The sequence below is a fragment of the Candidatus Accumulibacter propinquus genome, from assembly GCF_056856495.1.
The window spans coordinates 540567-557547 of record NZ_JBSEHC010000002.1; the positions used below are offsets into that span (position 1 = coordinate 540567).

15 protein-coding genes are annotated in these 16981 nt (G+C 61.4%); 13 read left to right on the forward strand and 2 right to left on the reverse strand.

The genetic code is table 11. The features are described from left to right. Positions 1 to 75 precede the first annotated feature (75 nt). The 5 genes from AC15MQ_RS04845 to tilS all read left to right on the forward strand — a co-directional run bounded on the left by AC15MQ_RS04845 (position 76) and on the right by tilS (position 6213). The gene (locus AC15MQ_RS04845; protein ID WP_483079491.1) at positions 76 to 2292 is read left to right on the forward strand and encodes an SLC26A/SulP transporter family protein; all 2217 of its coding nucleotides are present in this window, start codon (positions 76 to 78) and stop codon (positions 2290 to 2292) included. A gap of 240 nt (positions 2293 to 2532) precedes the next feature. After that, positions 2533 to 3033 carry a universal stress protein gene (locus tag AC15MQ_RS04850; protein WP_287651721.1) on the forward strand — a complete coding sequence of 167 codons (501 nt, stop codon included), beginning with the start codon at positions 2533 to 2535 and terminating at the stop codon, positions 3031 to 3033. Between the two features lie 93 nt (positions 3034 to 3126). Further along, a complete protein-coding gene (locus AC15MQ_RS04855) occupies positions 3127 to 3774 on the forward strand; it encodes a DNA-3-methyladenine glycosylase family protein (protein ID WP_287651722.1) in 648 nt (215 codons plus the stop codon). A 113-nt stretch (positions 3775 to 3887) separates the two neighbouring features. Next, positions 3888 to 4850, forward strand: coding sequence for an acetyl-CoA carboxylase carboxyltransferase subunit alpha (locus tag AC15MQ_RS04860; protein WP_287651723.1), 963 nt, complete (start codon positions 3888 to 3890; stop codon positions 4848 to 4850). A 13-nt stretch (positions 4851 to 4863) separates the two neighbouring features. Next, positions 4864 to 6213, forward strand: a complete 1350-nt coding sequence (tilS, locus tag AC15MQ_RS04865) for a tRNA lysidine(34) synthetase TilS (protein WP_287651724.1) — start codon at positions 4864 to 4866, stop codon at positions 6211 to 6213. A gap of 39 nt (positions 6214 to 6252) precedes the next feature. Here the strand turns inward: tilS and AC15MQ_RS04870 are convergent, their stop codons facing one another. Both AC15MQ_RS04870 and AC15MQ_RS04875 read right to left on the reverse strand, forming a co-directional pair. Further along, positions 6253 to 6852 (reverse strand): response regulator transcription factor, encoded by a 600-nt coding sequence (locus tag AC15MQ_RS04870; RefSeq protein WP_287651725.1) that lies wholly within the window; start codon positions 6850 to 6852, stop codon positions 6253 to 6255. Further along, a complete protein-coding gene (locus AC15MQ_RS04875; protein WP_287651726.1) occupies positions 6849 to 8840 on the reverse strand; it encodes a sensor histidine kinase in 1992 nt (663 codons plus the stop codon). Before AC15MQ_RS04875 ends, AC15MQ_RS04870 begins: the two co-directional genes overlap by 4 nt. Positions 8841 to 9053: 213 nt before the next feature. Here AC15MQ_RS04875 and AC15MQ_RS04880 point away from each other — a divergent pair, with 213 nt between their 5' ends. From AC15MQ_RS04880 to ispG, 8 genes are all read left to right on the forward strand, one after another. Then, positions 9054 to 10067, forward strand: coding sequence for a TRAP transporter substrate-binding protein (locus AC15MQ_RS04880; RefSeq protein ID WP_287651727.1), 1014 nt, complete (start codon positions 9054 to 9056; stop codon positions 10065 to 10067). An 84-nt stretch (positions 10068 to 10151) separates the two neighbouring features. Continuing rightward, complete coding sequence (locus AC15MQ_RS04885) at positions 10152 to 10856, forward strand: TRAP transporter small permease (protein ID WP_287651728.1); 705 nt, start codon at positions 10152 to 10154, stop codon at positions 10854 to 10856. Beyond that, entirely contained in the window at positions 10853 to 12136 is a 1284-nt protein-coding gene (locus tag AC15MQ_RS04890; protein WP_287651729.1) for a TRAP transporter large permease, read from the forward strand. Before AC15MQ_RS04885 ends, AC15MQ_RS04890 begins: the two co-directional genes overlap by 4 nt. Before the next feature lie 180 nt (positions 12137 to 12316). Then, positions 12317 to 12745, forward strand: coding sequence for a nucleoside-diphosphate kinase (gene ndk / locus AC15MQ_RS04895; RefSeq protein WP_287671368.1), 429 nt, complete (start codon positions 12317 to 12319; stop codon positions 12743 to 12745). Between the two features lie 131 nt (positions 12746 to 12876). Continuing rightward, positions 12877 to 13989: a dual-specificity RNA methyltransferase RlmN gene (rlmN, locus tag AC15MQ_RS04900; protein WP_483079492.1), complete on the forward strand. Its 1113-nt coding sequence runs from the start codon at positions 12877 to 12879 to the stop codon at positions 13987 to 13989. After that, entirely contained in the window at positions 13986 to 14789 is an 804-nt protein-coding gene (gene pilW / locus AC15MQ_RS04905) for a type IV pilus biogenesis/stability protein PilW (protein ID WP_287651732.1), read from the forward strand. The genes rlmN and pilW overlap by 4 nt, the downstream gene beginning before the upstream one ends. Beyond that, positions 14786 to 15715 carry a helix-turn-helix domain-containing protein gene (locus AC15MQ_RS04910; RefSeq protein ID WP_332336146.1) on the forward strand — a complete coding sequence of 310 codons (930 nt, stop codon included), beginning with the start codon at positions 14786 to 14788 and terminating at the stop codon, positions 15713 to 15715. The genes pilW and AC15MQ_RS04910 overlap by 4 nt, the downstream gene beginning before the upstream one ends. A 22-nt stretch (positions 15716 to 15737) precedes the next feature. Beyond that, on the forward strand, positions 15738 to 16979 hold the full coding sequence (ispG, locus tag AC15MQ_RS04915; protein WP_483079493.1) for a flavodoxin-dependent (E)-4-hydroxy-3-methylbut-2-enyl-diphosphate synthase: 1242 nt from the start codon (positions 15738 to 15740) through the stop codon (positions 16977 to 16979). Positions 16980 to 16981: the final 2 nt, after the last annotated feature.

The following is a 16981-nucleotide window of genomic DNA, read 5'->3' on the forward strand; positions in this document are numbered from 1 at the left end:
GTCGCTTGGGCTCGAGCAGGCCATAGTGCCTGCGGCGAGGCATTTATTGATGTCGGACTGAAGGGGCCTGCGCTTATGGAACTAGCAATCAAGTTCAAGAATGACAAACTGGTCGGTGATTTCTGGGGCGGTCTTGCAGCAATGCTGGTCGCCCTGCCGTCGGCGATCGCCTTTGGCGTTACCATCTATGCGGCTATCGGACCGGCTTACGCTGGTCTGGGCGCTCTCGCCGGCATCCTCGGGGCGACCGCCCTCGGGTTGGTGGCACCGGCGCTTGGCGGCACCAATCGCCTGATCACTGCGCCGTGTGCGCCGGCTGCGGCAGTACTCTCGGCCTTTGCGATCGAACTCGTGCAGCACGGTGTTGCGGCGCCATCGATCGTTCTGATGTTGACGGCGCTCGGTCTGGTGTCGGGGCTGGTGCAGTTGCTCCTGGGTTTCATGGGCATTGGCAGCCTGATCAAGTACATTCCCTTTCCGGTGGTCAGTGGCTATCTCACCGGCGTCGGCCTGATCATCATCGGCAGCCAGATCCCGAAGTTCCTCGGCGTTCCCGGCGGCACTTCCTGGTGGCGCGCCCTGATCTCGCCGGAACTCTGGCAGTGGCAGAGCGCGGTGATCGGAGCCGTCACCGCCGGGGTGATGGTCTGTGCCCCGCTGTTGACGCGCGCCATCCCGGCAGCCATTCTCGGGCTGCTGGCCGGCGTGCTGGCCTACTTCGGACTCGCCTCGATGGACGAATCGCTACTCGTCATTGAGGGCAACAAGCTGATCATCGGTCCGCTCGGCGGCACCGCATCAAGCATGTTCGAGGCGATTACCGGGCGTTGGCAGGAAATCGGCGAACTCAAGTTGAGTCAGATCGGCAGCCTGCTCGGAACCGCGTTTACCCTCGCGGTTCTGCTTTCGATCGATACGCTCAAGACTGCCGTCGTGCTCGATGCCTTGACGCGTAGCCGCCACGATTCCAACCGCGAGCTGATTGCCCAGGGGCTGGGGAATGTGGCTTCCGCGTGTGCCGGCGGCATGCCGGGTGCAGGCCAGATGGGCGCAACCCTGGTCAATCTGGCGAGCGGTGGCCAGACTCGGGTCTCCGGGGTCGTCGAAGGCGTCATGTCGCTGGTGGCGTTTCTTGCCCTGGGCGCGTTCATCGCCTGGATCCCGGTAGGTGCACTGGCCGGCATCCTGATCATCGTCGGGGTGCGGATGATCGACCGGCACAGTCTGCACCTGCTGGAATCGCCGTGGACCATGATGGATTTCATCGTCATCGTCGCGGTGGTCGCCGTGGCGGTGGGTTACAGCCTGATCGCGGCATCGGGCGTCGGTATTGCCCTGGCCATGTTCCTGTTCATTCGCGAACAACTGAGCAGCACCGTGATCCGTCGCAAGGTCGACGGTGGCAGCCGCTTTTCGAAGCGCGTGCGCCTGCGCCAGGACATGGAACTGCTCGAGAAGCAAGCCGGTCAGACGATCATCCTCGAGTTGCAGGGCGGCCTGTTTTTCGGCACCAAGGACCAGTTGTACACGGCCCTTGAGCCTGAACTCGGCAAGCGCCGCTACATTCTGCTCGACATGCGGCGCGTGCAGTCGGTAGATGTCACGGCCGTGCATCTGTTGAGCCAGATTCGCGATTCGCTGATCGAGCGCGACGCCTTCCTGATCTTCAGCAGTTTGTCGCACGCTTTGCCGAATGGCCGCAATATCGCGGAGTTCTTCGACCAGATGGAACTCACGACCATGACCGAACACGTCAAGGTCTTTCCGGAACTCGACGACGCGGTCGAGTGGGTGGAGGACCAGATCCTTGGCCAGAGCCCGACGCAGCAGTCCGATGTCGAAGCACTGGACCTCGACGATCTCGAACTCTTCAGCGATCACAAGGAAGAAACCCTGATCGACCTTGAAGCGTGCCTGGAAAAACGCTCCTTGGCCAAGGACGAAAAGGTTTACTCCTTTGGCGACCCCGGCAACGAGCTCTACGTGATACGCAAGGGGGCGGTACGGATCACGCTCCCGAGTTCCGGAGGAGGAGAGTCGGCCGGCCATCATGCCCTGACCTACGGGCGCGGTGACTTCTTCGGTGGTATGGCGTTCCTTTCACAGATGACACGCTTCAACGATGCGACAGCGCTGGAAGACACCGAACTTTACGTGCTGCAACGCGAGCAGTTCGAGAAACTCAAGGAGGAGCACAAGCGGCTGGCATTTCACTTGGTCGAGGCGGTCGCCAAGGTGCTGGCCTTGCGCTTGCGCTACTCCGACAAGGAACTCATGGCCATGCAGGAATAGGCCGTCGATAGAGTGAGGAGGAGAGAAACCACACTTTCCCTGGAATGTCGTGGCGGCCATTGCTGAGTTCTGGCTGTCGGCGGATTTGACCTGGTCGCAGCGGTGGTCGAAAGGCAGCCGCTCTCCGATTACGGCGGGTACCCCCTTTTTTGTGGCGGGATCCGCCGTTGATGGATGAAATTAAGCTATCATCACGCGCGCCGAATAGCAGTGATCGGCGCCAACCCGTGGGAGACAAGAATGTTCCAGCGTATATTGCTGCCGACAGATGGCAGCCAATTGTCCCGAGACACCGCAGAACGCGCGGTCGTTTTTGCCAAGGCAGCCAATGCCACGATCACCGCCTTGTACGCCAAACCGGTGGGAAATCCTGAAAATTACGGCGATCTCGTCGAACCCGCCGTGCTGGACCGCCTGGTTTCGGGTTCCGATGGCAAATCCAAGGAGTATCTGGGTTTCATCAAGAAATTATGCAAGGACGCCGGGGTCGAGTGTACGACACTGGCAGTGGTCAGCGATACGCCGTGGGAAGCAATCGTGAACGTCGCCGACGATTGCAATTGCGATCTTATCTTCATGTCCAAGCACGGCCGTGGCGGTCTGTCATCGCTGCTGCTCGGCAGTGAAACCTACCGGGTGTTGACCCACTCCAGCGTGCCGGTGCTGGTCTATCGTCCCCCTGAGGTCGACGCTGTTCGGCGCAAGGCCAAGGCCAAGGAAAAGGAGCGGAAACGCGCCTGACCGGAACCACGCTCCCTTACTGACCAGCGCCGTTTTGTTCAGGGTCGGGTAAGGGTGGGTACACTCCGCCCCTCCCTGTCGGATTCCATGTTCATGCCCGCTGCCGTCGACGTGCAACGGCAAATGACCCCTACGTACTGGCAGCAGGCTTCCGTGGACCTGGCGAAAGCCGATCCTGTGCTGGCTCAGTTCGTCGAGCACTTTGCCGGCGGTATGCTGGTTTCCCGCGGCGACCCCTTCGCGACCCTGGTGCGCTCCATCGTCGGTCAGCAGATTTCGGTGAAGGCCGCCGACAGCGTGTGGACACGTTTGCTGGCGGTCTTGCCCGCGGTAACCGCTTCGGAGTTGTTGATGCGCGAACCCGCAAGCCTGCGCGCCTGCGGTCTGTCGGCGCGCAAGGTCGAGTATGTGGTCGATCTTGCGCGACATTTCGATGAACGACAGATCCACGACGATCACTGGTCGGCGATGAGTGATGCCGAGATCATCAGCGAACTGACCGCGGTGCGCGGCATCGGCGTGTGGTCCGCCGAGATGTTTCTGATCTTCAACCAGCTGCGTCCCGATGTTTTCCCGCTCGACGACATCGGCCTGCAGAAGGCGGTGGCCCGGCATTATTGCCGCGGCGAGCGGCCGGGGCGACGGCTTCTGGTCGAACATGGCGAGCGCTGGCGACCCTGGCGTTCGGTGGCGACCTGGTATCTCTGGCGCAGCCTCGATCCGCTGCCTGTCGAATACTGAAGGCCGAGTTCCGGGCTGCAGCGGTGCGCGCCAGCTAGCAAGGCGGATGGCTGCCCTTTCGGGTTAGAATAGCAGGCTTTGATGGCAGCACGTCTGCAAGATGGTTGGGCTTGATGAAAACCAGTTTCCTCGACTTTGAACAACCCATAGCCGACCTCGAAAGCAAGATCGAGGCTTTGCGCTTGACGCAGGACGATTCCGCCGTCGACATTTCGGAAGAGATCAAGCGTCTGGAACAGAAGGGCCAGACCCTGGCCGAGGAGATCTACTCCAAACTTTCCGCGTGGCAGATTTGCCAGGTGGCGCGTCATCCTCAGCGACCTTACACGCTCGATTACCTGCGACTGATCTTTACCGACTTCGAGGAACTGCATGGTGACCGGGCCTTCGCCGACGATCACGCGATCGTCGGTGGGCTGGCGCGACTCAACGATGAGCCGGTGATGGTGATCGGTCACCAGAAGGGGCGCGATACCAAGGAGAAGATCTTCCGCAACTTCGGTATGCCTCGCCCGGAGGGCTACAGGAAGGCCTTGCGGCTGATGCGCCTGGCCGAAAAGTTCGGCATTCCGGTGCTGACTTTCATCGATACACCTGGGGCGTATCCGGGCATCGACGCCGAAGAGCGTGGCCAGTCCGAGGCAATCGGCCGCAATCTCTACGTGATGGCTGAACTGCAGGTGCCGCTTATCGTCACGATCATCGGCGAGGGGGGATCAGGCGGTGCGCTGGCGATTGGCGTCGGCGATCTGGTGCAGATGCTGCAGTACTCGACCTATTCGGTCATTTCGCCGGAGGGCTGCGCATCGATCCTGTGGAAGAGTGCCGAAAAAGCGAGCGAAGCGGCTGAAATCATGGGCATCACCGCGCCGCGTCTCAAATCCCTGGGCTTGATCGACAGGATCGTTGAGGAACCGACGGGTGGCGCACATCGTGACCACTTGGCGATGGCGCAGAACCTCGGCGAGTCCCTGCAGGACGCGTTGCAGAAACTTGCGTCCATGTCGACTGCCGACCTGCTGAAGGCGCGTCTTGATCGCCTGATGGCGTATGGTCGGGTCAAAGAGCAGGCGTAACGCTGAGTTCGCCTTGCCGGCAGCTTCGCAACAGGTCCTTCAGACGCTCTCGGTATTCCTCGATGCACGCCGGTTGCCGGGAGATCGCCTGTGCGTAGGCCTTTCCGGCGGCAGGGATTCCGTGGTCCTGGTGCACGCACTGGCCGCCTTGCGTGGCTTCGGGCTGGCGGTCGATCTGTCGGCTGTGCACGTTAATCATGGTCTGAGTGCCAACGCCGACACCTGGGCCGCGTTCTGCGACACCCTCTGTAGGGCTCTCGGGATACCGCTTGCAGTCGTTCGCGTAGAGGTGCCGCGGTTTGGCTGCGGCGAAGGGCTTGAAGCAGCGGCGCGTCGCTTGCGGCATGCGGTGTTTGCCGGGTGCGACGCGGACTGGCTGGCGCTCGCCCATCATCGCGACGATCAGGCCGAGACCATCCTCTTCAGGTTGTTGCGTGGCGCCGGGGTCAGCGGTGCTGCCGGGATGCCTGCCGAACGGCTACAGGCCGGCGGTCCGCGCCTGATCCGGCCACTTCTCGACCTGCCGCGATCGTTGCTCGCCGCTTATGCGGAAGAAAACGCGTTGCACTGGGTCGAAGACGAAAGCAATGCCGATAGCCGCCACCGCCGCAACCATTTGCGGCGCCAGGTAATGCCGCGCATCGAGGAGCGCTTTCCCGGGGCAGCGCAGGTGCTGGCGCGTGCCGGGCGTCACTTTGCCGAGGCAGCCCTGCTGCTCGAAGAACTGGCGAAGATCGATCGCGCGGCTGCGGTCGGAGTGCAGGGACGCATTGATCTGGCAAGGTTCAAGATGTTGAGCAAAGCGCGCGCTGGCAATCTATTGCGTTCCGAATTGCTGGCAGCCGGCTTTCAGGCCCCGGAGGCGCGCTGGCTTGAAGAGGCGCTGCGGCAACTCGCAACTGTCGGCACGGGTTCAGAAACCTGCGTCGCCACGCGCGACGGCGAAGTCCATGTCTATCGGGGTGAACTGCATGTGGTTCGCCACCGCCCGCCGGTTGCCGAGGGCCCGTTACCCTGGCGCGGCGAGGCGAGATTGCCCTGGGGAGGTGACCAGGTGGTGCTCAGATCGACCCACGGTATCGGCATCAGCTATCGTTTGCTGCTTAGCGCCCCGGTCTGTCTGCGGCGCAGGCTGGGCGGTGAGCGTATTCAGCCTGATCCGCGGCGACCGCTCCGAAGTCTGCGCAAACTGCTGCAGGAAGCCGGCGTCCCACCCTGGGATCGGGCCCGCCTGCCGCTGTTGTGGAGCGGTGAGCGGCTGGTCTGGGTGGCCGGGATCGGCATCGATGCGGCGTTTGCCTGTGCGCCCGATGAGCCGGGCGTCATGCCGGTCTGGGAAACGGCGCCGCAGCCCACGGCATAGCTCGGTCTGTCGGCTGCGTAGGCGCGACCAGTCTCGCGTTCAACGTTTGCCTGCCAGGAGTTGTGCGAGCTCTACGGCCGTTCTGACGCCCATCTTCTCGAACAGATTGGCCCGATGCACTTCAACGGTACGCATGCTGACCTGCAGTTCGTCGGCGATCACCTTGTTGAGTTTGCCGGCCAGGACCAGATCCATGACCTGTTGCTCGCGGGTAGTCAGTCTGCTGACGAGCGAGTTCACCGAATCTGCGCCCGAGGCCGCCGCGCGCTGGTTTTCGTCGAGTTTCAACGCTTCGATGACCCGATTGACGAGTTCATTGTCGTTGCAGGGTTTCTCGACGAAGTCAAAAGCGCCTTTCTTCAGTGCCGAGACGGCCATCGGTACGTCACCATGACCGGTCAGAAAGATGACCGGCAGCCGGCTGCCACGCTCGCGCAGGACGTCGAACAACTCGGGGCCGCTCATGCCATCCATGCGGATGTCGAGCAACACGCAACCGGCAAGTGAGGGGGACCAGGCGGCCAGAAAATCCTCGGCCGAAGGGTAGCTGACACAGGTGACACCGCGCGACTCGAGCAGCCAGCCGAGCGAGTCGCGGATTGCTTCGTCGTCGTCGACGAGATAGGCGTGCGCACTCATTGTCGGGTTATCGGCAGGGTGATGACAAACACCGAGCCGCCTTCCGGGTTGCTTTCGACCCACAGACGGCCGTGATGAAATTCGATGATCGAACGGCAGATATTGAGGCCCATGCCCATGCCGTCGACTTTGGTGGAGAACAGGGGGGTGAACAGCTTTTCCACGAGTTCTGGCGGGATCCCCGGGCCACGGTCAATGACCCGGACTTCCATCTGTTGGTCCACCTGGCCAAGCTTGATCGTCAATCGCCGCTGCTGGGTCGGGGCCTCGCTCATCGCCTCGATGCCGTTGCGCATGAGATTGAGCAGGACCTGTTCGAGCATCACCGGGTCGGCGAGCAGTTCCGGGCGCATGCCCTGAATCTCGCGGACGATACGCACACCGCGGTTCTTCGCAGCAGCCTCGATGAAACCGATGCTGTCGTCGATGACCTCGGCAAGATCGCAGGGCGCGAGCTTGGGCTCGCTCTTGCGAACAAAGTCGTGCACCCGCCGGATGATGTGGCCGGCGCGTTGCGCCTGTACCGCGAGTTTTCCGAGCGCCTCCTTGAGCTGCATGGCGGTGAAGTTGCCGGATTCGAGCTTGTTCAGGCAACCGGCGTTGTAGCTGGTGATCGCCGCCAGCGGCTGGTTCAACTCATGGGCCAGCGTTGAAGCCATTTCGCCCATGGTCACCAGGCGTGCGGTGATCTGCAGTTTCTCTTGTTGCTGGCGGGCGAGTTCCTCGGCGTGTTTGCGGGCGGTGACGTCGATGATCGAGCCCATCCAGCCGGTCTGGGCGCCATCGGCGTCGATCAGCGGGGCCTCGTAGATCAGGGCATCGAAACGGCTGCCGTCCTTGCGCATCAGACGAATTTCGAAGCCCTCGTGCGGAGCCTTGCCCTCCATGACCTTGTTGTGCAACAGCAAGGTCTTCTCCATTTCTTCGGGAGCCCAGTAGGGCATGGGTGGTTCCTGGCCAATCAGTTCTTCGGCGCGGAAGCCCACCATCTGCAGGAACGCCGGGTTGACGTAAGTGACGCGCCCATCGAGGTCGCGTGCGCGCATGCCGACCATCAGCGAGTCTTCCATCGCCTTGCGGAACGCGTATTCCGAGCGCAGCGCCTGCTCGGCGGCGAGGCGCCTCTGGATCAGTCCGCGCACCGCCCAAAGGCTCCAGAACACCGCCGCGCCGAGGACGACAATCAACGTGGCAATCAGGGTCTGTGCCAGGTTGTCCGCGCCACGGTAAACGGTGACCTGCAGCACCATGCCGTAGCCGGGGGGATCCAGGCTGACCGGATAGCTGAGCGTGGTGGCTGAGGCATCGATCCTGGACTTGCTGGCCAGCAGATTGCCGTTGCCGTCGACGATGCGCACCTGGTACTTCTCGGCAAACCACCAGGGAACCTGTTGCTTGAGCAGGCCATTGAGCGAGTACACGGCAAGTAATGTGCCGCGATAATGGCCGTCATCGAAGATCGGCACGTAAACCTCGAACTGGGCTGCCTCCGTCGTCCGATAGGCATCACTGTAGATGGGTTTGCCCAGGCGGGCGAGCTCAAGCGACCGGTTGATCGGGTTCTCGCCTGGAGAGTCCTGCCGCGGCTGCGGCAGGTCCAACGTCGGCATGCCGTGCACCGTCCTGGCGGAAGTATCCAGCCACAACAACTGCCTGAGTTCAGGGTTGTTTTTGAGGAGGTGGCGAGCGCGCAGGTCGAAGAGTTCGCCCTGTCGCTTCGCCCGCGTCAGATCGAGGGCAAGCTGCTGCAACTGTTCGGAATTTCCATCGAGGTGAAAGCGGAGGCTCTGTTCAAGCCAGAGCACATCGGCAATCAGCGTCGAACGCTGTTCATCGATTTCGTTGCGGTGCAACAACCACAGCAGCGTGATCAGCAGCACCAGAAGCAAACCCACCGCCAGTTTGAGGATCGACAGATACCAGTGCGACCACCGCAAGGGAGTCGGGCGTCGGCGCTCAAAGTGGTAGGGGAGGGTAAGCTGATTCATCGTCGTGCATCTTACCGAAGTTCCCCGGCGGGCGGGCATCGGGTTGGCGGCTTCCGGCAGGGGCAATACTGCCTGTCAAGCCCGGTTTGCACCTGCGGATTTCCACAACATTGCGGATTTCCACAATATGCGCGGCAGGTTTTTTTTGTGATATTGGCTTCCGCAAGACGGGCACTGCCCAATTTCAAACAAAGTTCCCCTGGAGGAGACAAAATGAAGTTTTCGAAGCTGCTGTTCGGTCTGATCACCTGCACCCTGTCCGCCGCACCCCTCAGCGTTTTGGCGCAACAGCCGATCGTCATCAAGTTCAGTCATGTGGTGGCGCATGACACGCCCAAGGGCCTGGCCGCCGAATTCTTTGCCAAGCGCGCAGGCGAACTGACCAAGGGCAAGGCCAAGGTCGAGGTCTACGCCAACTCGACCCTGTACAAGGACAAGGAAGAAATGGAAGCCCTGCAACTCGGCGCCGTCCAGATGCTTGCGCCGTCGTTGGCCAAGTTCGGTCCGCTCGGCGTCAAGGAATTCGAACTCTTCGATCTGCCTTATATCTTCGACAACTACGCGGAACTGCACAAGGTGACGCAGGGCCCACTCGGGCAGAGTCTGCTCAAGAAGCTTGAGCCCAAGGGGGTTACTGGTCTGGCGTTCTGGGACAACGGTTTCAAGTCGTTTTCGGCGAACACGCCGATCAAGGTGCCGGGTGATCTGAAAGGCAAGAAGCTGCGCATTCAGTCGTCGAAGGTCCTTGAAGAAGAAATCCGCGCACTCAGCGCTCTGCCGCAGGTGATGGCTTTCTCCGAGGTCTACCAGGCGCTGCAGACCGGCGTGGTCGATGGTACCGAGAACCCGATTTCGAACCTTTATACGCAGAAGATGTTCGAGGTTCAAAAGCATCTGGCGCTCACCGAACATGGTTATCTGGGTTATGCCGTGATCGTCAACAAGAAGTTCTGGGAGGGTCTGCCGGCGGACGTGCGTGGCCAACTGGAAGTGGCGATGAAGGAATCGACCGTGTACGCCAACAAGATTGCCAAGGAGCAGAACGACAAGGATCTGGAGGCCGTCAAGAAGACCGGCAAGACCCAGGTCTATGTGCCGACCGCCGAAGAGAAGCAGGCCTTCAAGAAGGTCCTGGCCCCGGTGCATGTGAAGATGGAGTCACGCATCGGCAAGGACCTGTTGCAGGCGGTCTACAAGGAGACCGGTTTCGACCCGAACAAGCTCTGAGCACACGGAGAAGCGAAGAAAATGGCCCGTTGGGATGCCTGAACCCGACGGGCTTTTTTTCAGGCAGGCGGGGGAGTTTTCCAAATGAAGATACTGGATCATCTTGAGGAGTGGCTGATTACCTTCCTCATGGCGGCGGCGACGACGATCATCTTCGTGTCGGTGGCGCATCGCTATTTGTCGGGACTGTCGATCCCCGGTTTTCAGGACTGGCTGTTGTCGCTGAACTTCGGGTGGACGCAGGAATTGTGCATCATCATGTTCGTCTGGATGGCAAAGTTTGGTGCCGCCTACGGTGTACGTACGGGTATCCACGTCGGTGTGGACGTGCTGATCAACCGGATGTCTGGCCGTACACGCGCCAAATTCGTGGTTCTGGGCTTGTTGGCCGGTGCCCTTTTTACTGGCGTGGTTGGTACGCTCGGCGCCCACTTCGTCTGGGAAAACGGCTTTCACTATGCCTTTTATACGCTGATGGGCTGGGAACTGGTCGATGTTCCCGAAGGGCCGACCACGCCCGATCTCGAGTGGCCAACCTGGATTGTCTACAGCGCGATTCCGCTCGGATCGAGCCTGATGTGCTTCCGCTTCCTGCAGGTGACGGCGAGCTTCATCAGAACAGGGGAGTTGCCGCACCACGACCACGGCCATGTGGACGGTATCGACGAGGAAACGATTGCCGAGGAGATCAACGCCTTCGAGATGGAGGACAACCTGCATCCGCACGATCTGACCTACAAGAAACGTCATCCGGAAGAGCAATCGGGCCAAGGAGGCAAGAAACAATGAACGCCGCAATCATCTTCATCCTGTTGATGTGCCTCATGCTGACCGGCATGCCGATCTCGATCTCTCTCGGCCTGACCGTTCTCAGCTTCCTGTTCCTGTTTACGCAGGTACCGCTCGAATCGGTGGCCCTGAAGCTGTTCACCGGCATCGAGAAATTCGAGATCATGGCCATTCCGTTCTTCATTCTTGCCGGCAACTTCCTGACGCATGGCGGAGTGGCGCGACGAATGATCAAGTTCGCGACCAGTATGGTCGGGCACTGGTACGGTGGTCTGGGTCTCGCCGGCGTGCTCGCCTGCGCGCTGTTCGCAGCGGTCTCGGGTTCGTCGCCGGCGACGGTGGTGGCGATCGGGTCGATCCTGATGCCGGCAATGCTCAAGGCTGGTTTCCCGAACCGTTTCGGGGCCGGGGTGATCACCACCTCGGGCGCGCTCGGCATCCTGATCCCGCCGTCGATCGTGATGGTCATGTATTCGGTGGCGACCAATACCTCGGTCGGCGCGCTGTTCATGGCCGGCGTCATTCCCGGCATCGCTCTGGCTTGCGTGCTCGGCGGCGTGACCTGGTATCGGGCCAGGAAGTTCGATTACCCGCGCATGAAGAAAGCGACTTTGGGCGAGCGCTGGACCGCTTTCCGTGAATCGGTCTGGGGCCTGCTGTTGATCGTCGTGGTCATGGGCGGAATCTACAGCGGCATGTTCACACCGACCGAGGCGGCGGCGATGAGCGCGGTTTACGCCTTCTTCGTCGCCGTCTTCGTGTACAAGGATCTGTCGATGAAGGATGTGGCACGAGTGCTGCTGAACTCGGCCAACATGTCGGCGATGCTGCTGTACATCATCACCAACGCCGTGCTGTTCTCGTTCATCATGACCAACGAGAACATCCCGCAGGCGCTGGCCGACTGGATGCTGGGCCATGGTCTGGGCATGATCGCCTTCCTGTTGGCGGTGAATATCATCCTCCTGCTGGCCGGCAATTTCATGGAGCCGTCGTCGATCGTGCTCATCTTTGCGCCGATCCTCTTCCCGGTGGCGATGAAACTCGGAATTGACCCGGTGCACTTCGGTATCCTGATGGTGGTGAACATGGAAGTCGGCATGTGCCATCCGCCGGTCGGCCTCAACCTCTACGTCGCCTCGGGTATTACCAAGATGGGGATTACTGAACTCACCATCGCTGTCTGGCCGTGGCTGCTGTCGATGCTCGCCTTCCTGGTCGTGGTGACCTACGTACCGATCATCTCGACCTGGCTGCCGAGGACGCTCGGCATGATGTAGCCGACAACCGGTGGTTTGATGCCTGACCATGGCGCGCGTACGGGAAACCCGTACGCGCGCCATGCATTTTGGCATCCAGGTCGGCATTCGTGCCCGAGTCTTGGTATAATTTAAGGTTGTGTGTCTAGCGATATGATTTCTCGTTGTTTTTCCTGTCTACCTGCCTTTGGAGAATAGCTCATGGCCATCGAACGCACCCTTTCCATCATCAAGCCCGACGCGGTTGCCAAAAACGTGATCGGCAAGATCTACTCCCGTTTCGAGTCGAATGGCCTGAAAGTGATCGCCTCCAGGATGGCCTGGTTGTCGCCGCAGGAAGCCGGGGCGTTCTATGCCGTGCATCGCGAGCGTCCCTTCTTCAAGGATCTGGTTTCGTTCATGATTTCTGGCCCGGTGATGATCCAGGTTCTCGAAGGGGAGAGCGCGATTGCCAAGAACCGCGAGTTGATGGGCGCCACCGATCCCAAGAAGGCCGAGCCGGGAACCATTCGTGCGGACTTCGCCGAGTCGATCGACGCCAATGCCGTGCATGGCTCCGACGGCGAAGAGACTGCGAAAGTTGAAATCGCCTTCTTCTTTCCGGCGATGAGCGTCTATTCGGGACGCTAGCCCGAATCAATATCGATGGCCGTTGCAAGCGCCATGGGGCATACCTCTCTTTCATCGCCGGCCCTCTTCGCGGGTGCGCGAGAGCGTCGGCGCGCGGGTCGCGTCGGCGACTGCTACCCTGGCATGCCTCGATGCCGGTAAATCTGCTTGATCTCGATAGCGCCGGCCTGACGGCCTTCTTCGCCGAACACGGGGAGAAGGCTTTTCGCGCCACGCAGGTGCTGCGCTGGTTGCATCGTTGTGGGCAGAATGATTTCGATGCGATGACCGACATCGCCAAGAGCCTGCGCGGGAAGCTCAAGGACATCGCCGTGGTTGCACCGCCGGCGGTGATCTCGGACCGCGTTGCGGACGATGGTACGCGCAAATTCCTTTTCGATGTCGGCGGCGGTAACGCCGTCGAATCGGTCTTCATTCCTGAAGTCGAACGGGGGACGCTCTGCATTTCGACGCAGGCGGGTTGTGCCCTTGACTGCTCGTTCTGCTCTACCGGCAAGCAGGGTTTCAACCGCAATCTGACGGTGGCCGAGATTGTCGGTCAGCTTTGGCAGGTGCGGCAGGCCCTGGGTGCCGACCCAGGACAGGATGCGCAGGACGAGCGCGTGATCAGCAATGTCGTGCTGATGGGCATGGGCGAACCGCTGGCCAACCTTGAGCATACCGTAACGGCCCTGCGCGTGCTGCTTGACGACAATGCCTATGGTCTGTCGCGTCGCCGGGTGACGGTATCGACCTCGGGCCTGGTGCCGGCGATGGATCGCCTGCGTGACGAGTGTCCGGTTGCGCTGGCGGTTTCCCTGCATGCACCGAATGACCGTCTGCGCGATGAGTTGGTGCCGATCAACCGGAAGTATCCCTTGCGCGAGTTGCTGGGGGCCTGCCAGCGCTACCTTGATAAGGCGCCGCGCGACTTCGTGACCTTCGAATACGTGATGCTCGACGGGGTGAACGACACCGATGCTCAGGCACAGGAACTGCTGGCCCTGACGCGCGGGGTACCCTGCAAGTTCAACCTGATCCCGTTCAATCCCTTCCCCGGTTCAGCCTACCGGCGCTCGCCGGCCGCGCGCATTCGCCGTTTCGCAGAGATTCTGATCGAGGCCGGGGTAGTGACCACCACGCGCAAGACGCGTGGCGACGATATCGACGCCGCTTGTGGGCAGTTGGCGGGACGGGTTTTCGACCGAACCAGGCGTACCGGCCAGCAGATCCTGCGTCTCGATCGAGTGGATCTGTGTACATGAGGCGGCTGCTGCTCGGGATTCTCGTCTGCCTGTGCCTTGACGCCTGCTCATCGGGAACGGCGACTTCGTCGAGCACACAGAAAGCTTCCGAGGAAGCTGCCGACTCGCGTACGCCGACCAAACCCCGGGATCCCCGTACACGCGCCAAGCTGCACACGGAGCTCGGTGCGCTTTACCTGCAGAATGGCAATCTTGCGGTGGCCCTCGAAGAGTTGACCCTGGCCATCGTGATCGACCCGGACTATGCCAAGGCCTATGCAACACGCGGACTCGCAGGTTTCCATGTGCGCGAGATGCAACTCGCGGACCAGGATTTTCAGCGCGCCCTGAGTATTGACGGCAACGACCCCGAGATAAACAATAACTATGGCTGGTTCCTGTGCCAGGTGGGACGAGAGAAGGAAGCGATCACTTTCTTTCAGCGCGCCATCAGGAACCCGCTGTATGAGACTCCGGAACGCGCCTATCTGAATGCCGGCGCCTGTTACGTCAAGATCGGCGATTTTGCTGCGGCTGAGAATTTTGTCCAGCACAGTCTGCGGATCGCTCCGGACAACCCGCAGGCCTTGTTGCAAATGGCCGGCATCAACTATCGACGCGGTTACATCGAACTGGCGAAGCAGCAACTCTCGGAGTTGCTGCGCAAGACCGAGCCCAGCGCGGAGGCGTTGTGGCTCGGGGTGCGGGTCGAGCGCCGGCTTGGTGAGCGGGTCGCCGAGGCACGCTACGGTAGCCAGTTGCGGCGCAAATTCCCACTCTCGCCAGAGACCCAGGAACTGCTCAGAGGCAACTACGAATGAGTGAACCATCCGCACCCCCCAGTCCAGCGGAACAGAGCTTCCCGGCCGTGGAAATCTCGCCGGCGCAAGACGTGGCCGGCGAGGCCGCGCCTCTCGTATCCCTTGACGTCGGGCAGCAACTGCGTGCTGCCCGCGAGGCCAGGAACATGAGCCTGGCCGAGGCGGCACAGTCGCTCAAGCTCGCTCCACGACAGGTGGAAGCCCTCGAAGCCGAGGACTGGGCAGCGTTGCCCGGCAATACGATGATCAGGGGTTTCGTTCGCAACTACGCACGCCTGCTGAATATCGACTCGGATCTGCTGATGCGCGGGCTGGATGCCGCGCAACTACAGCAGACGCTGCACCTCGAGATCTCGGCCGGCACCAGTGCCAGTTTGCCGCAAGCGGGTCGCCGCGTTGAACGCCGCGATTATCTCGCCGTGCTGGCCGGGCTGTTACTGCTGAGCCTTGCCGTGCTCGCCTATTTCTACGTCCCCGCCGATTTCTGGCGGGAAAAAATCGGCGGCCTGCTCGGCCGCGGCGCCTCGCAGGCGCCAGTCGAGGAGCCGGCACCACCGCCACCAGTCGTTGCCGTGCCCAAGGCGGCTGCCGTTGGGGAATCGGTGACGGTCCTCGCGACCCCGCATGCAACCCTGCTGTCCGACATGGCGGCGCCAACCCGACCCGCGGGAGGTGCCGCCGCACCGACCGGCGGCGGCCTGAAGCTGAGCTTTGCGCAGCCGGCCTGGGTCGAGGTACGCGATGGGCGAGGGCAAACCATTTTCGCCGAACTGGGTTCGGCGGGTAGCCAGCGGGAAATCGATGGACAGCCGCCTTTCTCGCTGGTGGTTGGCAATGCGGGGCACGTCAAGCTCGAGTACCGGGGCAGGGCGATAGAGCTCGCGCCACGCAGCAAGGATGATGTGGCGCGGCTCACAGTCGAATGAGCAAACTGGTGGACCACCCTCTGTGAGCAACCCGACATACTCGGCACCGCGTCGGCAAACGCGAACAGTACGTATTGGCCAGGTCACCGTCGGCGGCGCGTCCCCGGTGGTGGTACAGTCGATGACCAACACCGATACTGTCGACGTCGTCAGAACAGCGATTCAGTGCGCAGAACTGGCACGTGCCGGTTCGGAACTGGTGCGCATCACCGTCAATACCCCCGAAGCTGCCGCAGCCGTGCCGGCGATCTGTGCCCAGCTCGAGCGCATGGGTGTCGCGGTTCCCTTGATCGGAGACTTTCATTACAACGGCCATCGTTTGCTGGCAGCGCATCCCGACTGCGCACAGCTACTTGCCAAGTACCGCATCAACCCCGGCAATGTCGGGCACGGCCGAAAGCGCGACGAACAGTTCGCGCAAATGATCGAACTTGCCTGCCAATACCAGAAGCCGGTGCGCATCGGCGTGAACTGGGGAAGTCTGGATCAGGACTTGCTGGCGCGCATCATGGATGAGAATGCCCGTCGTTCCGAGCCGCGCGATGCGGTCGAGGTGATGCGCGAGGCGATGGTCGCTTCGGCGCTGGAGTCTGCCGCCCGCGCCGAATCGCTGGGCATGCCCGGCGAACGGATCATCCTCTCATGCAAGGTGTCCGGCGTGCAGGATCTGATTGCCATCTATCGCGAGTTGTCGCGCCGTTGCGATTATCCCTTGCACCTCGGCTTGACCGAGGCCGGCATGGGCTCGAAAGGCATCGTCGCGTCGACTGCGGCGATGGCGGTACTGTTGCAGGAGGGCATCGGCGATACCATTCGTGTTTCGCTGACTCCAGAGCCCGGTGGCAAGCGTACGCAGGAGGTGATCGTTGCCCAGGAGATGCTGCAGACCATGGGGCTGCGCGCTTTCACACCAATGGTTGTCGCCTGCCCTGGTTGCGGACGCACGACCAGTACCTTCTTCCAGGAACTGGCACAGTCGATCCAGGAGCATGTCCGCCTGCGCATGCCGCAGTGGCGGGCCGACTACGATGGCGTCGAGAACATGACGCTGGCGGTGATGGGCTGCGTCGTCAATGGGCCGGGGGAGAGCAAGCATGCCAATATCGGCATCAGCCTGCCGGGTACCGGCGAAATACCGGCCGCACCGGTGTTCGAAGATGGCGCCAAGACGGTCACCCTGCGCGGCGAACACATCGCCGAAGAATTCACCGCCATCGTCGATGCTTACGTGGCGCGTACTTACCAGAGAAAGTTTGCCGGCTGATG

Coding starts and splice junctions, on each gene's coding strand:
- AC15MQ_RS04845 (WP_483079491.1), top strand. CDS start 76: ATGGAACTAGCAATCAAGTTCAAGAATGACAAACTGGTCGGTGATTTC.
- AC15MQ_RS04850 (WP_287651721.1), top strand. CDS start 2,533: ATGTTCCAGCGTATATTGCTGCCGACAGATGGCAGCCAATTGTCCCGA.
- AC15MQ_RS04855 (WP_287651722.1), top strand. CDS start 3,127: ATGCCCGCTGCCGTCGACGTGCAACGGCAAATGACCCCTACGTACTGG.
- AC15MQ_RS04860 (WP_287651723.1), top strand. CDS start 3,888: ATGAAAACCAGTTTCCTCGACTTTGAACAACCCATAGCCGACCTCGAA.
- AC15MQ_RS04870 (WP_287651725.1), bottom strand. CDS start 6,852: ATGAGTGCGCACGCCTATCTCGTCGACGACGACGAAGCAATCCGCGAC.
- AC15MQ_RS04875 (WP_287651726.1), bottom strand. CDS start 8,840: ATGAATCAGCTTACCCTCCCCTACCACTTTGAGCGCCGACGCCCGACT.
- AC15MQ_RS04880 (WP_287651727.1), top strand. CDS start 9,054: ATGAAGTTTTCGAAGCTGCTGTTCGGTCTGATCACCTGCACCCTGTCC.
- AC15MQ_RS04885 (WP_287651728.1), top strand. CDS start 10,152: ATGAAGATACTGGATCATCTTGAGGAGTGGCTGATTACCTTCCTCATG.
- AC15MQ_RS04890 (WP_287651729.1), top strand. CDS start 10,853: ATGAACGCCGCAATCATCTTCATCCTGTTGATGTGCCTCATGCTGACC.
- ndk (WP_287671368.1), top strand. CDS start 12,317: ATGGCCATCGAACGCACCCTTTCCATCATCAAGCCCGACGCGGTTGCC.
- rlmN (WP_483079492.1), top strand. CDS start 12,877: ATGCCGGTAAATCTGCTTGATCTCGATAGCGCCGGCCTGACGGCCTTC.
- pilW (WP_287651732.1), top strand. CDS start 13,986: ATGAGGCGGCTGCTGCTCGGGATTCTCGTCTGCCTGTGCCTTGACGCC.
- AC15MQ_RS04910 (WP_332336146.1), top strand. CDS start 14,786: ATGAGTGAACCATCCGCACCCCCCAGTCCAGCGGAACAGAGCTTCCCG.